Origin of the sequence: Avibacterium sp. 21-599, assembly GCF_026226765.1 — a bacterium.
Taxonomy (GTDB): Bacteria; Pseudomonadota; Gammaproteobacteria; order Enterobacterales; family Pasteurellaceae; genus Avibacterium.
Genome location: NZ_JAKKOB010000001.1, coordinates 562332 through 575659, shown reverse-complemented (window position 1 = coordinate 575659; position 13328 = coordinate 562332). Strand labels below are relative to the sequence as shown.

The window sequence follows — 13328 nt, the reverse complement described above, 5'->3', positions numbered from 1 at the left end:
CGATGGGAATCATAGGAAAAGATGTATACCTTAAGGGGGCACCAATTGCACGCCGGTATGGCATAGAGGCATATCAAACTGACGGGAAACGTTTGAATTTAACGGATAGGAATTTAATGGTGCTGGATGTTATTCATTTAAATTATGGGATGGCGGGACAAAAGACGCTGACAACTAATGTTTCTGGGGTGGTCTTGTCAACCCCATCAGGGTTTGAATTTGCGCCTGAGAGGTTAAGACCAGAGATTCGCATCAATGGGAAAACAATAAGTTGGAAGTGGGTGTCTTGTGGGGGTGTTTATGCTGAAGGTGTTACAATGGTTGTATTGGGGTGAAATATGGATTTTGGAATTTATGCCGCGGGGTTGCCATTTAATTTAGATAAAGAAAGGTTGATTAGAATCGTTGATACCATAGATATTAGCGATAGATCTTTTAAAACTAAATGGCTGGATTTACCGAATATCCCTGTGGGAACACATTTAGGTGATATATTGGTTTTTTCAAATGCTTGTTATGTCAAATATGGCGATTTTGAAGAAAAATTTTATAGAAATCCAAACGGGGAACTTGTGTTTGAGGGGATTCAGTCCATCGCCCCGCCTCAAATAAGGATTCGCCAAAATAAATATCAGATTTTAATTTGCGGTCATTTACCCGCACAAATAGATCATTGGTTATATGATGATAGATTAGAAAAAGCGCGATGGTTTGAGAATCCCCAATATGCTCCGGAGAACGCACAATATCCAATACAAGAGGTTAATATAAAACTAAAAATTGGTGTTGTGATACGCTCAATACCCTCGTATTTAATCCCTAAATATGGTATTGCCACATACTCAAGCCAAGGGGAGTGCATCTATTGCAGTGGGATAAATAGTATTGTCAATGTGAATAGGATAATCCCATTGGATCTTCCCTCTTTTTGCATTCAATCGGATGTTAGCCCCGCGGATTTTTATCGCAAGACTAAAATAGTGAATAAATGGCTTACAGCTGATGAATATGTATTACTTAATACGATTGGTCACGAAGATTCTTCTTATAGTTCTTGGGGCGGTGGGGGAAGAGTTGATTACCGTGCAGGAATAATCTCTATCGGTGTTGGGGCAGGAGGAAGGATTATATCAAGATATAGTAATCTTTTTGGTAGTTATGCAAAACGTAAGTGGACGTCATCAAGATATGCGAATGGTATATATGAAAATGTTCAGTTCACCAATCCTTATGCTTTAACTATAAAAATAACCTAATTTAACTAAACCAACCGCCCTTGTGGCGGTTTTCTTTTATCTAAAACAAACAAAGAGGAAATTATTATGAAATACATCGAAAAACAACTTGAAGACAACCGTACTGGTGCGAGCGTGAACTATCACGAAGTAACGGGGTTACAAGTAGATTATCTGAATAACTCGACTTACATCACAATGGCATCTTATGTATCTAAAGCGAAAAAAGAGGCGGGTAAGGAGTTGTTATCCGTCAATACGTTTACAATCCCAAGCGTGCCTGACTGGTCGCAAATCCCCTATGAGTGGGCATTATCTGAATTAGTCAAAGCGCAACCAGAAGAGTATGTACCGGAAGAATATGAGGGTTATGTTAATCCTTACCTCTTTGCTGGTGGCAAAGTCAAATCGTGATTTTAATAGATAAGATGACCGCATAAAGTGCGGTCATTTTTTGGAGGATTTATGAGTAAGAAACATTATTGCACAGGGTGGAAATCCGCACCTACTGATGTAAATGACTGTTGCCATCAACACGACCGAGATTATGGCGTTAATGGCACGGTATCACGCAAAGAAGCTGACGAACGATTTTTGCAATGTATGTTAAAAAATAAACGACCGATTTTAGGGCGTGTGTTATATGGATTAGTGAGAGTATTTGGGGGGATTTGGTTTAAGAAGAAGTAAATTTAGTTTGACGTAAATTTGACGAAATAGGGGTGAAAAGGTAGGAAATATTGATAATTGTTTTGTGTCAATTTTGTGCCAGTGGTATTTGTTATGTGACTACAAACAGCTATACTATACGGCAATAGTGAATTAAACAAGAGATATAAGGCATTGTTTTATAAATTGTTTTTTAATGATTGACAAATATGGCATTCAAGAGGTCGTCGGTTCGATCCCGATTATCTCCACCAGATTTTAAAGCCTTGAAAGAAATTTCAAGGCTTTTGCTTTTTATACGCTAAATAATAGCTTAATTTTCAATATATTATTTTTCAGCAAAGATGACGCCAGTTTCTTTCTCATATAATACCTGAACTCGCCCCGCTAAGGGTAAAGATTGCTGGCTTGTAATGATCAATTGCACGCCAGAGACTTCCACGTGATATTTATAATAAGCCCCTAAAAAACGCTTCTGGCGGATAATGCCGTTGGCTTGTTTGAGATCATCCACCAAGCATAATTGTAACTGTTCTGGACGGATCGCAAGATAACTCGGCTTTTGTTGTAATTGATGATTTGTACATAAATGCACGCCAAGTAGGGATTGGTAATGCTGTTCATCAATAGGCTGACAAGGCAAATAATTCATTTCGCCCAAGAAATTAGCCACAAAAGGACTGTTTGGTTGCTGGTAAAGTGTGCTGGGTGAGCCAACTTGACAGATTTTTCCTTGGTTCATTAGCGCTAATTTATCAGCAAATAGAAATGCCTCTTCTTTGCTGTGTGTCACAAAAATGGCAGGAATATGCTGGTGTTTGAGAATAGTGCGAATTTCTTCGATCATTTGATGACGAACTTGGCTATCAATGTTAGAAAAAGGTTCGTCTAGCAATAACAATTTTGGCTGACAAGCTAACGCACGAGCAATGGCAACACGCTGTTGTTGCCCGCCTGAAAGCTCGTGTGGATAGCGTTTTTCCAAACCTTGTAAATGCACAAGTGCGGTCATTTTTTGCAAGGTTTTTATTTGCTCATTTTTATTGCGTTGATGTAAGCCAAACAGAATATTTTCTGCTACGGTTAAGTGAGGGAAAAGTGCATAATCTTGAAAGATCAAGCCTATTTCTCGTTGATTTGCCTCAAGATAGCCAATATCTTTACCTTGCAAGCGAAGCGTTCCTGCACTGAGTGGGAGCAATCCTGCGATAGCTTTGAGTAAGGTCGTTTTTCCGCAACCGCTTGCGCCAAGTAAACAGACAATATCATCATTTTCAATAGATAAATTAAGATCTTGTAAAATAGGTTGATTGTTATAGCAACAAGTTAAATGGGTAATATCTAACATCTTCATTTATTATGTTTTTTCCCTGATTGCAGTAAAGCGCGAGTTAAAATCAATACGGGAATTATCCCAACTAAAATCAGTATTAATGCAGGCAACGCGGCACGTTCAAGCTGTTCATCTGAAGTAAAGGTGAAAACGTGGGTGGCGAGCGTATCAAAATTAAACGGGCGCAATAATAAAGAGGCATTGAGTTCTTTCATACTTTCAATAAAAACCAGCAATAATGCGGTAAAAATGCCTTTATGCATAAGAGGTAAATGGATTTTTCGCCAAATTCCCCACGATTTATAGCCTAACATTCTGCCTGCCATTTCTAAAGAAGGGGGGATTTGGTTCAGGCTCGTTTCTAAACTGCCTAATGCCATTGCCGAAAAGCGAATGACATAAGCAGAGACAAGCGCGAAAAGTGAGCCTGAAAACACTAAACCAAGCATTGGTAAATCGAGCCATTTTAACCATTGATTAAGTTGATGATCGGCAAAGGTAAAAGGAATTAACAAGCCGATTGCAAGTACCGTACCGGGAATGGCATAGCCTAGTGCAGAAAAGCGTACTGCCAGTTTTGCCAACGGCACGGGGGTTAATCTTGCCCAAAAGTGCATTAATAACGCTAAACATACACAAATGATCATTGCCAGCCCAGAAACCAGTAAGCTGTTTTGACTATATTGCCAGAAATCAGCCGTCCACGCTTGCTCAAAATAGATGATAGACCAATAGCTGAGTTGAAAGAGTGGGATAAAAAAGGCAAGAATAATCAAGATGATGCTAAATAACAGTAATCCCCAACCTAATCCGTTGAGCTGTTGCGTTTGGAGCGGGCGTTGCCCTGTTCGTTGATAATAGCGTTGTTGGCGACGAGCGTAACGTTCAATACTGATAAATAGTACCAATAGCCCTAGCATAAAAAGCGAAATTTGCGCTGCCGCTTGTAAATCACCAAAGCCGAGCCAAGTATCATAAATAGCGGTGGTGAGTGAAGGAATCGCAAAGAATGCGACTGTACCAAAATCGCCTAAGGTTTCCATTGCGACTAAGGCACAACCCACCGCAATAGCAGGGCGGATTAAGGCAAAGGTAATTTTGTAAAACACCCGCCAGCGACTTGCCCCTAGCAATTTTGCGCTTTGTTGTAAATTATCGCCTTGCTCCATTAACGCCATTCTTACCAATAAGAAAATATAAGGATATAAAGACAATGCTAAAATAAAACAAGCACCGCCTAGACTACGAATGGAAGGAAACCAATAATCTTGCTTGGTTTGCCAATCAAACCAAGTGCGTAAACTTTGTTGCACAATACCGGGATAGTCTAAAAAATCGGTATAAAGATAGGCTGATAAATACGCAGGAATGGCAAGTGGGAGGCAAAGCAACCACTGTAACAAGGTTTTACCAATAAAATGATAACGTGAAACCAAAAATGCACAAGGTAAGGCAAAGCATAAGCTCAAGGCTGTTGTCCCCACCACTAAGCTTAGGGAATTAACTAAATAGTCGGTAAACACCGTTTGCCATAAATGTTGCAAACTGTGCAGTGAACTGCCAAATGCCGAAGATAACAAGGCGATAATTGGAAGCAAGAAAAACCCCAATACCCCTAACAATATGATAAGTGCGGTGCTTTTTGCGAAAAATTTTTTATGTTGTGTGAAATTATCCATAATCAAAATAAAACTAGCCTACCCCGTATGGGATAGGCTAGCCTAGATTAGGCCTATTATAGGTCAAATTTTACTTCATCGATTAATTTCAATGCGTTTTCATAGTTTTCTGCAATTTTCTCTAATGGTAAGTCATCTTGCTTAAATTCGCCCCAAGACTGTACCAATTTTGATTTTTCTACAGAAGGTTTCACTGGATATTCGTGATTTAACTCTGCGTAGAGATGTTGTGCTTGATCACCGCTTAAATATTCCACTAATTTAACCGCATTTTCTTTATTTGGGGCATATTTTGCGACAACCACACCGCTGATATTCATATGTGTTCCCACGGTTTCTTGGTTTGGATAGTTAATATAAGCCGCTTCTGCCCAGCTTTTTTGTTTTTCATCTTCTAGCATTTTGCCGTAATAATAGCTATTGCCTAATGAATAATCGCACACGCCCTCTTTAATTGCTTTCACTTGATCACGGTCGCCGCCTTGTGGTTTTTGTGCCAAGTTTGCTTTTAATCCCGTTAAGAACGCTTTGGCTTTTTCTACGCCATCGTGGGCAATCAATGACGCAATTAACGAAACATTATAAGAATGTTTGCCAGAACGCACACACACTTTGCCTTTTAATTCAGGTTTGGCTAAATCATAATAAGTAAAGCTCGGTGGTAATTTGCCAACACGATCTTTTGAAGAATAGATCACTCTCGCACGGCTGGTTAAAGCAAACCATCTATCTTGACTATCACGGAAACGAGCAGGAATATTTTTCTCTAACGTTGTAGAATGAATCGGTTGCGCTAATCCAGCATTAACAATTTCCATAACACGACTAATATCCACTGTTAATAGCACATCAGCTGGGCTAAGCTCGCCTTCACGTTTCACACGCTCAACCAGCCCTTTATCAGCAAAAATAAAATTCACTTTTACGCTCGTTTCTTTTTCAAACTGCTTTAAAATAGGCTCAATTAAGTAAGGCTGACGATAAGAATAAACATTGACTTCATTGGCAGCCAACGCTGAGGTGGCAAATGTGGTGCATAATGCAATCGCTGATAATGTTTTTTTCATTTCACGTTCTCCGTGGTTAAAATAGATGGGTGTTTGAAATTTTCCTGCTTTTTAGACCGCACTCTTTCCAAACGAATTTTTCTTTGGTATGACAAAAAAACAGATTTCATATTCAAGTGATGTTGTTTCGCTAAAATTCCTTCTAGCAGTGCTTGATTTTACATAAAAAAATAATGATGTAAATAAAAATTATTCTCATTTTATTTGGTTTAATGTTGGCTTTTGGATAAAAAAATTTGATTATGCTCTTGAAAGCGCAAAAAAACTCCCCCATATTTGCAATACTTTTTTTAAACATCAACGTAAAAAGGAAATAACAATGAATATTCGTCCATTACACGATCGTGTGATCATCAAACGTGAAGAAATTGAAACCTTATCTGCGGGCGGAATCGTATTAACTGGTTCTGCGGCAACAAAATCTACCCGTGCAAAAGTGCTTGCAGTGGGGAAAGGACGTATTTTAGAAAATGGCACAGTACTCCCTTTAGATGTCAAAGTGGGCGATACCATTATTTTTAATGATGGCTATGGCGTAAAAGCAGAAAAAATTGATGGCGAAGAAGTGTTAATCATTTCTGAAAGCGATATTTTAGCCATCGTTGAATAATCAAAATAAAAAAGTGCGGTGCTTTTTTACCGCATTTTTCTCTCAATTTATTATTAAGAAGGAATAAAAAAATGGCAGCAAAAGACGTTAAATTTGGTAATGATGCACGTGTAAAAATGCTTAACGGCGTAAACATTCTTGCAGATGCAGTGAAAGTAACGCTAGGGCCAAAAGGTCGTAATGTAATTTTAGATAAAGCCTTTGGTGCGCCAACGATCACAAAAGATGGTGTTTCTGTGGCTCGTGAAATCGAATTAGAAGATAAATTTGAAAATATGGGCGCACAAATGGTGAAAGAAGTGGCGTCTAAAGCGAATGACGCGGCAGGAGACGGTACCACAACCGCAACGGTCTTAGCCCAAGCGATCGTGAATGAAGGGTTAAAAGCCGTGGCTGCAGGAATGAACCCAATGGATTTAAAACGTGGTATTGATAAAGCGGTTAATGCAGTCGTTGCTGAATTAAAAGCCCTTTCTAAACCGTGCGAAAGCTCAAAAGAGATTGAGCAAGTTGGTACGATTTCTGCGAACTCAGATAATGTCGTAGGGAAATTAATTGCTGAAGCAATGGAAAAAGTGGGTAAAGAAGGCGTAATTACCGTTGAAGACGGCACGGGCTTAGAAGATGAGCTTGCTGTTGTGGAAGGAATGCAATTTGATCGCGGTTACCTTTCTCCATACTTTATCAATAAACCTGAAGCCGCAACGGTAGAATTTGATAACCCATTTATTCTTTTAGTGGATAAAAAAATCTCTAATATTCGTGAATTATTACCTGTATTAGAAGCGGTAGCAAAAGCTGGTAAGCCGTTACTTATCATTGCAGAAGATGTAGAAGGAGAAGCGCTTGCGACATTAGTGGTAAATACCATGCGTGGTATCGTTAAAGTTGCCGCAGTGAAAGCGCCGGGCTTTGGTGATCGCCGTAAAGCAATGTTACAAGATATTGCCATTTTAACGGCAGGTACCGTAATTTCTGAAGAAATCGGTATGGAGTTAGAAAAAGCAACCTTAGAAGATTTAGGTCAAGCAAAACGTGTGGTGATCAATAAAGATAACACGACCATTATTGACGGCGTAGGTGAAGAAGCGCAAATTAAAGGACGCGTTGCACAAATTCGTCAGCAAATTGAAGAAAGTACTTCTGATTATGACAAAGAAAAATTACAAGAGCGCGTAGCGAAATTAGCTGGTGGCGTGGCAGTAATTAAAGTCGGTGCTGCAACCGAAGTTGAAATGAAAGAGAAAAAAGATCGCGTTGAAGATGCCTTACACGCAACCCGCGCAGCGGTAGAAGAAGGAATTGTTGCAGGTGGTGGTGTTGCTTTAATTCGTGCAGCAAGCAAAGTAGCCACAAACTTAAAAGGTGATAATGAAGAGCAAAACGTCGGGATCAAACTAGCTTTACGTGCAATGGAAGCGCCATTACGCCAAATTGTTACCAATGCAGGTGAAGAAGCCTCTGTTGTGGCAAGTGCGGTGAAATCTGGCGAAGGAAACTTTGGTTATAATGCCGGTTCTGAGCAATATGGTGATATGCTTGAAATGGGTATCTTAGATCCAACTAAAGTAACACGTTCAGCACTTCAATTTGCCGCTTCTATCGCGGGATTAATGATTACCACTGAAGCGATGGTAACAGAGATTCCTAAAGAAGAGAAAGCTGACCTAGGCGCCGGAATGGGCGGTATGGGTGGAATGGGCGGTATGATGTAATTCATCCCACATCCTTATTTCCAAAGAGCGGTAGAAATTTTTCTTATTTTTAAATTTCTACTGCAAAATCCCCGTAGTTTTCGCTATGGGGATTTTTTATAGTTAGACTAATAAGTTAGAGCGAAAATCATCAGTATAAAAAATCAGTACGGATTATTTTATATGGAAAATGATATAGATTTCCTCTCGTTTTCATTAGGATGTATTTTTTATTAAATACTTGATAAGAAATAGGAATTAACAAGAATTTACAAGGGAGAATAATATAATGGCACGCCCTATTGGATTCGAACCAATGACCTACGGCTTAGAAGGCCGTTGCTCTATCCAGCTGAGCTAAGGGCGCATTTCAAATGGATATATAAAAGAAGTGGTCGGCGAGATAGGATTTGAACCTACGACCCACTGGTCCCAAACCAGTTGCGCTACCAAGCTGCGCTACTCGCCGACAAGATGGCGGTAATTATAAAATGCTTTTATTATCAGTCAATGAATTTTTTCTGTTTTTTGGTTTAATCGCTCAAAATTATCTCAATTAGGCTTACATTAGAAGGTTTTTTTTGAGAAAATAGCAAACGTTTACTTTCTCAGCATTTCATATTTAAGGAAAACGTAATGACGGCACAAATCATCTCTGGCACCGCACTCTCGAAAGAAATCAAAGCAGAAATAGCAGAAAAAATTCAGCAGCATCTTAAACAAAATAGACGCGCCCCGGGGTTGGCTGTTATTTTAGTTGGCACAGATCCAGCTTCACAAGTTTATGTTGAAAGTAAACGTAGAAGCTGTGAAGAAATTGGTATGTTTTCTAAATCTTATGATTTGCCTGAAAGTACCTCCGAGCAAGCATTGCTTGCCCTGATCGATGAGTTAAATGCGGATCCGAACATTGATGGGATTCTCGTTCAATTGCCTTTGCCGGCTCATATTAATAGCACTTCTGTGATTGAGCGTATTTCACCAAATAAAGATGTGGATGGTTTTCACCCATATAATGTGGGGCGTTTATGTCAGCGTATTCCTACCTTACGCGCTTGTACGCCTTACGGCGTGATCAAGCTTTTAGAAACCACTGGCATTGATTTTTATGGTCAGCACGCCGTAATTGTAGGGGCTTCTAATATCGTAGGGCGTCCTATGGCATTAGAGCTATTACTCGCAGGCTGCACCGTTACGGTAACACATCGCTTTACGAAAGATTTGGCACATCACGTTAAGCAAGCGGATATTTTAGTGGTAGCGGTAGGAAAACCACAATTTATCCCCGGCGAATGGATTAAAGAAGGCGCTGTGGTGATTGATGTCGGGATTAACCGTGTCGATGGCAAACTTGCGGGTGACGTGGAATTTGATAAAGCAAAAGAAAGAGCGGGTTATATTACCCCAGTTCCCGGTGGTGTAGGGCCAATGACCGTTGCAATGTTAATGTATAATACGTTATCCGCTTATGAAAAACATTGGGCTGAGGGCAAATAAAAATAATAGAAAAAAACACCGCACTTTTAAAAATAATGCGCTGTTAATGGCACATTATTTTTATATCCTAATTTTTATTCTTTACCACATTTATCGCAGCATAAAACACCACAATCAAAAAGAAATAGAAAATATTTCCTGAGTTATGTGCAAAGAAACTTTGTGAAACGTTATAAAACATTGTAGATATAACGTGAATAATACCTAAGCTGGAAAGGCATAATAGCTCAGGATTATCTCCATTTAAATTGCGAATAAAAAAGCGTAAAGGAACAATAAAAATAAATAATAAGGCAATTAACCCCATTAGCCCTTGTTTCACGGTATTATCAATAAATTGATTGTGATTATGTACAAAACTTGCGGAATATTCACTAATAATACCTGTTTTGGCGAGCTCTTGCTTTTTATCATAAATGCCTTGTTTCCCCCAACCTAAAAGCGGTTTTTCTTGAATGGCAATCCAAGACGCTTTCCACATATCGAAACGCGCGCCCACGGAGGTTGAGGTATTTTCACCGCTCATATATTGCGTAATATCTGCCTTAGCCGCGTTGATACGATCAATAATGCCGCCCGTGTTAGTGAGCGAAACGAGGACAGCAAACGTTGATATTATAGAAAATAAAATCGGAAAGAAGTATTTAGGTAGTTGTTTTCGATAATTGTATAGGATAACAGCCAATACAAACGGTACACCAATCCATCCACCGCGGGCGGTAGATAAAATGCTTCCTAATATTCCCATTAAAGCACAGAATAAGACGAATAGCGCAAATCTTTTACTTTTATTTGTCCAAAAATATAACCCAATAGCGATTGAAAATAATCCTAAGCTCATTGCCATATCACCACCTTGAATATGCATAATATTGCCATAGGCGTGTGCATCTCCAAGATAAAAACGTTGAATAAGCGCAATAACACCGGCGAATAACGCAGAAAAAGGGATGATTTTGGCTAAAAGATAAAAGTTAATTTTATAATTAACTAATAGTGGAAGGAGAGGTAAGAATAGTAAAATTCGGCTAGGATTATCTAATTCCTTTAATTCTCCGTGGTGGAATAATACAGAAAATGTAAGTGTGGCAAAATAAAATAAATAACTAAAGGCTAATGTTTTCTGTTCGCCATAAAACGTAAAAAGATTTTTCCTTTCTTTATTTGTTACGAAAAGAAACAGTGTCGCTAAAATTAATAATGCGGGGGCTATGTTATAGCTACGGTTAAAGAGGAAAATTGATAAAAAATAAATTGCAACAGCGGCATTGATAAATAGATAAGTAAAAGGATAATTTTTATTACGCATAACTTTCTTTAGTCAGAATGAACATTTTCTGGGCTAATTATGTGTCAAAAAAATGAAAATTTCTAGCCTTTAGATAAAATTAGGCTGACGTTATGTCAGCCTTAAATCTATTTCAAGAATGCAGGAATATTTTTCTCGTATGCTGAAATAGCCTCTTCGTGTTGTAAGGTTAAACCAATATTATCTAAACCATTTAATAGGCAATGACGGCGGAATGCATCTAGTTCAAAGGGATAGATTTTTTCACCTGTGGTAACGGTCATTTTTTCTAAATCAACATCAATGGTTGTGCCTTGATTTGCCCACACCCATTGGAAGATTTCTTCGATTTCCTCTTCGCTTAAACGGATTGGAAGCATATGATTGTTTAAGCTGTTGTTATAGAAAATATCCGCAAAACTTGGTGCAATCATCACTTTGAAACCATAATCGGCCAATGCCCAAGGCGCGTGTTCACGAGATGAACCACAGCCTAGATTTTTGCGTGCAAGCAAAATACTCGCCCCTTGATATTGCGGGAAGTTTAGTACAAATTCGGGATTTGGCTGAGTGCCTTCGGCATCAAGATAACGCCATTCATGGAATAAATGTTTACCAAAACCGACTCGTGTAATCGCTTGCAAAAATTGTTTTGGAATAATGGCATCGGTATCTACATTTGCCACATCTAATGGCACAACAATGCCTGAATGTTGTTTAAAGCCTGCCATAATTTCTCCTTAATATAATTCCACTTGACGAATATCGACAAATTTACCAAACACCGCTGCGGCGGCTGCCATTGCTGGGCTAACAAGATGTGTTCGGCCATTACGCCCTTGACGGCCTTCAAAATTACGGTTACTGGTGGAGGCACAGCGTTCCCATTCGCCTAGTTGGTCATCGTTCATTCCTAAGCACATTGAACAGCCGGGGTTACGCCATTGTGCGCCAGCTTCAATAAAGATTTTATCCAACCCCTCTTTTTCTGCTTGCTCTTTCACAAGTCCAGACCCCGGAACAACCAACACGCGTTTTACGTTATCCGCCACTTTACGCCCTTTCATCACCGCAGCGGCAGCGCGTAAATCTTCAATACGAGAGTTCGTGCAAGAGCCAATAAATACTTGATCAATGGAAATCTGAGTTAAATTTGCGTTGGGTTCTAAACCAATATAAGCTAAGGCTTTTTCCGCAGAGGCACGTATCACAGGATCAGGCATTTCCGCTGGATTGGGTACGGTTTGATCAATCCCAATCACCTGCCCCGGATTTGTTCCCCAAGTGACTTGTGGTGCGATGTCTTTGGCTTCTAATACGACTACCGTATCAAATTCAGCCCCTTCATCGGTTTTGAGTGTTTTCCAATAAGCGATAGCATCATCCCAATCTTTACCTTTCGGCGCATAAGGACGCCCTTTTAAATATTCAAAGGTCGTTTCATCTGGGGCAATTAATCCTGCTTTCGCACCAAGTTCAATTGCCATATTACATACTGTCATTCGGCCTTCCATTGAGAGGTTACGAATCGCTTCGCCACAAAATTCTACAACGTGTCCTGTGCCACCAGCCATTGTGGTTTTACCGATAATCGCAAGCACAATATCTTTTGCAGTAATCCCCGGGGCAACTTTACCACGTACTTCAATTTTCATATTTTTCGCGCGGCTCTGTTTTAAGGTTTGTGTTGCTAACACGTGTTCGACTTCTGATGTTCCAATTCCAAAGGCTAATGCACCAAAAGCACCGTGAGTTGCGGTGTGTGAGTCGCCACATACGATGGTCATACCCGGTAAGGTTAGCCCTTGTTCAGGTCCAACTACGTGAACGATACCTTGTTGTTTGCTATTCATATCAAACAACTCAATTCCTGTCTTTGCACAGTTTTTAGCTAATTCAAGCACTTGAATTTTGGCTTGCCCTTCCAATTTATTTACATCACGTACTTGCGTTGAAATACTGTGATCCATTGTGCCGAAGGTTTTTCCTACTTGACGAACGGGGCGGTTCGCGACTCGTAATCCATCAAATGCTTGAGGGCTGGTCACCTCGTGAATTAAATGACGATTAATGTATAAAATCGGTGTTTCACCTTGTGATTCGTAGACGATGTGTGCATCGAATAATTTGTCGTAGAGAGTTTTTTTCATATTTCGCTCGTTATTTGGTATTTAATATTTGGTATCTGCTGTTTGGTTTCGCCTAATAGCGACTTCATTTTACTGCGGCTATGCCTTGCACTGCGTGCCGTTGCTA

At 39.6% G+C, this 13328-nt stretch carries 13 protein-coding genes and 2 tRNA genes; 7 read left to right on the top strand and 8 right to left on the bottom strand.

From position 1 onward, the window contains the following. The first annotated feature begins 2 nt into the window (after positions 1–2). From L5B83_RS02725 to L5B83_RS02710, 4 genes are all read left to right on the top strand, one after another. The gene (locus L5B83_RS02725) at positions 3–335 is read left to right on the top strand and encodes a hypothetical protein (protein WP_265777484.1); all 333 of its coding nucleotides are present in this window, start codon (positions 3–5) and stop codon (positions 333–335) included. 3 nt (positions 336–338) lie between these two features. Continuing rightward, positions 339–1256 (top strand): hypothetical protein, encoded by a 918-nt coding sequence (locus L5B83_RS02720; RefSeq protein WP_265777483.1) that lies wholly within the window; start codon positions 339–341, stop codon positions 1254–1256. A 66-nt stretch (positions 1257–1322) separates the two neighbouring features. After that, positions 1323–1649 (top strand): hypothetical protein, encoded by a 327-nt coding sequence (locus L5B83_RS02715; RefSeq protein WP_265777482.1) that lies wholly within the window; start codon positions 1323–1325, stop codon positions 1647–1649. A 51-nt stretch (positions 1650–1700) separates the two neighbouring features. After that, positions 1701–1925 (top strand): hypothetical protein, encoded by a 225-nt coding sequence (locus tag L5B83_RS02710; protein WP_265777481.1) that lies wholly within the window; start codon positions 1701–1703, stop codon positions 1923–1925. Positions 1926–2232: 307 nt separating this feature from the next. On the opposite strand, the gene L5B83_RS02705 is transcribed toward L5B83_RS02710, so the two are convergent. Genes L5B83_RS02705 through L5B83_RS02695 form a run of 3 tightly spaced genes read right to left on the bottom strand, consistent with a single transcriptional unit; the run spans position 2233 to position 5983 of the window. Then, entirely contained in the window at positions 2233–3258 is a 1026-nt protein-coding gene (locus tag L5B83_RS02705) for an ABC transporter ATP-binding protein (RefSeq protein WP_265777480.1), read from the bottom strand. After that, positions 3255–4916 (bottom strand): ABC transporter permease, encoded by a 1662-nt coding sequence (locus tag L5B83_RS02700; protein ID WP_265777479.1) that lies wholly within the window; start codon positions 4914–4916, stop codon positions 3255–3257. Before L5B83_RS02700 ends, L5B83_RS02705 begins: the two co-directional genes overlap by 4 nt. 56 nt (positions 4917–4972) lie before the next feature. Continuing rightward, positions 4973–5983, bottom strand: coding sequence for a Fe(3+) ABC transporter substrate-binding protein (locus L5B83_RS02695; RefSeq protein ID WP_265777478.1), 1011 nt, complete (start codon positions 5981–5983; stop codon positions 4973–4975). Between the two features lie 319 nt (positions 5984–6302). Here L5B83_RS02695 and L5B83_RS02690 point away from each other — a divergent pair, with 319 nt between their 5' ends. Both L5B83_RS02690 and groL read left to right on the top strand, forming a co-directional pair. Further along, the gene (locus L5B83_RS02690; protein ID WP_250351521.1) at positions 6303–6593 is read left to right on the top strand and encodes a co-chaperone GroES; all 291 of its coding nucleotides are present in this window, start codon (positions 6303–6305) and stop codon (positions 6591–6593) included. A gap of 71 nt (positions 6594–6664) precedes the next feature. After that, complete coding sequence (groL, locus tag L5B83_RS02685) at positions 6665–8308, top strand: chaperonin GroEL (RefSeq protein WP_265777477.1); 1644 nt, start codon at positions 6665–6667, stop codon at positions 8306–8308. 269 nt (positions 8309–8577) lie between these two features. On the opposite strand, the gene L5B83_RS02680 is transcribed toward groL, so the two are convergent. Continuing rightward, positions 8578–8654 (bottom strand) — tRNA-Arg (locus L5B83_RS02680). Between the two features lie 25 nt (positions 8655–8679). Continuing rightward, positions 8680–8756 (bottom strand) — tRNA-Pro (locus tag L5B83_RS02675). 167 nt (positions 8757–8923) lie between these two features. On the opposite strand from L5B83_RS02675, the gene folD reads away from it, so the two are divergent. Continuing rightward, the gene (gene folD, locus L5B83_RS02670; RefSeq protein ID WP_250364031.1) at positions 8924–9784 is read left to right on the top strand and encodes a bifunctional methylenetetrahydrofolate dehydrogenase/methenyltetrahydrofolate cyclohydrolase FolD; all 861 of its coding nucleotides are present in this window, start codon (positions 8924–8926) and stop codon (positions 9782–9784) included. 67 nt (positions 9785–9851) lie between these two features. Here the strand turns inward: folD and L5B83_RS02665 are convergent, their stop codons facing one another. The 3 genes from L5B83_RS02665 to leuC form a co-directional block, all read right to left on the bottom strand. Then, complete coding sequence (locus tag L5B83_RS02665; RefSeq protein ID WP_265777476.1) at positions 9852–11093, bottom strand: O-antigen ligase family protein; 1242 nt, start codon at positions 11091–11093, stop codon at positions 9852–9854. Between the two features lie 107 nt (positions 11094–11200). Then, a complete protein-coding gene (gene leuD / locus L5B83_RS02660; protein ID WP_265777475.1) occupies positions 11201–11803 on the bottom strand; it encodes a 3-isopropylmalate dehydratase small subunit in 603 nt (200 codons plus the stop codon). Positions 11804–11812: 9 nt separating this feature from the next. Beyond that, complete coding sequence (gene leuC / locus L5B83_RS02655) at positions 11813–13222, bottom strand: 3-isopropylmalate dehydratase large subunit (RefSeq protein WP_265777474.1); 1410 nt, start codon at positions 13220–13222, stop codon at positions 11813–11815. Positions 13223–13328 lie beyond the last annotated feature (106 nt).

Coding starts and splice junctions, on each gene's coding strand:
- leuD (WP_265777475.1), bottom strand. CDS start 11,803: ATGGCAGGCTTTAAACAACATTCAGGCATTGTTGTGCCATTAGATGTG.
- L5B83_RS02720 (WP_265777483.1), top strand. CDS start 339: ATGGATTTTGGAATTTATGCCGCGGGGTTGCCATTTAATTTAGATAAA.
- L5B83_RS02665 (WP_265777476.1), bottom strand. CDS start 11,093: ATGCGTAATAAAAATTATCCTTTTACTTATCTATTTATCAATGCCGCT.
- groL (WP_265777477.1), top strand. CDS start 6,665: ATGGCAGCAAAAGACGTTAAATTTGGTAATGATGCACGTGTAAAAATG.
- L5B83_RS02690 (WP_250351521.1), top strand. CDS start 6,303: ATGAATATTCGTCCATTACACGATCGTGTGATCATCAAACGTGAAGAA.
- L5B83_RS02710 (WP_265777481.1), top strand. CDS start 1,701: ATGAGTAAGAAACATTATTGCACAGGGTGGAAATCCGCACCTACTGAT.
- L5B83_RS02715 (WP_265777482.1), top strand. CDS start 1,323: ATGAAATACATCGAAAAACAACTTGAAGACAACCGTACTGGTGCGAGC.
- L5B83_RS02695 (WP_265777478.1), bottom strand. CDS start 5,983: ATGAAAAAAACATTATCAGCGATTGCATTATGCACCACATTTGCCACC.
- L5B83_RS02705 (WP_265777480.1), bottom strand. CDS start 3,258: ATGAAGATGTTAGATATTACCCATTTAACTTGTTGCTATAACAATCAA.
- L5B83_RS02700 (WP_265777479.1), bottom strand. CDS start 4,916: ATGGATAATTTCACACAACATAAAAAATTTTTCGCAAAAAGCACCGCA.
- leuC (WP_265777474.1), bottom strand. CDS start 13,222: ATGAAAAAAACTCTCTACGACAAATTATTCGATGCACACATCGTCTAC.
- folD (WP_250364031.1), top strand. CDS start 8,924: ATGACGGCACAAATCATCTCTGGCACCGCACTCTCGAAAGAAATCAAA.
- L5B83_RS02725 (WP_265777484.1), top strand. CDS start 3: ATGGGAATCATAGGAAAAGATGTATACCTTAAGGGGGCACCAATTGCA.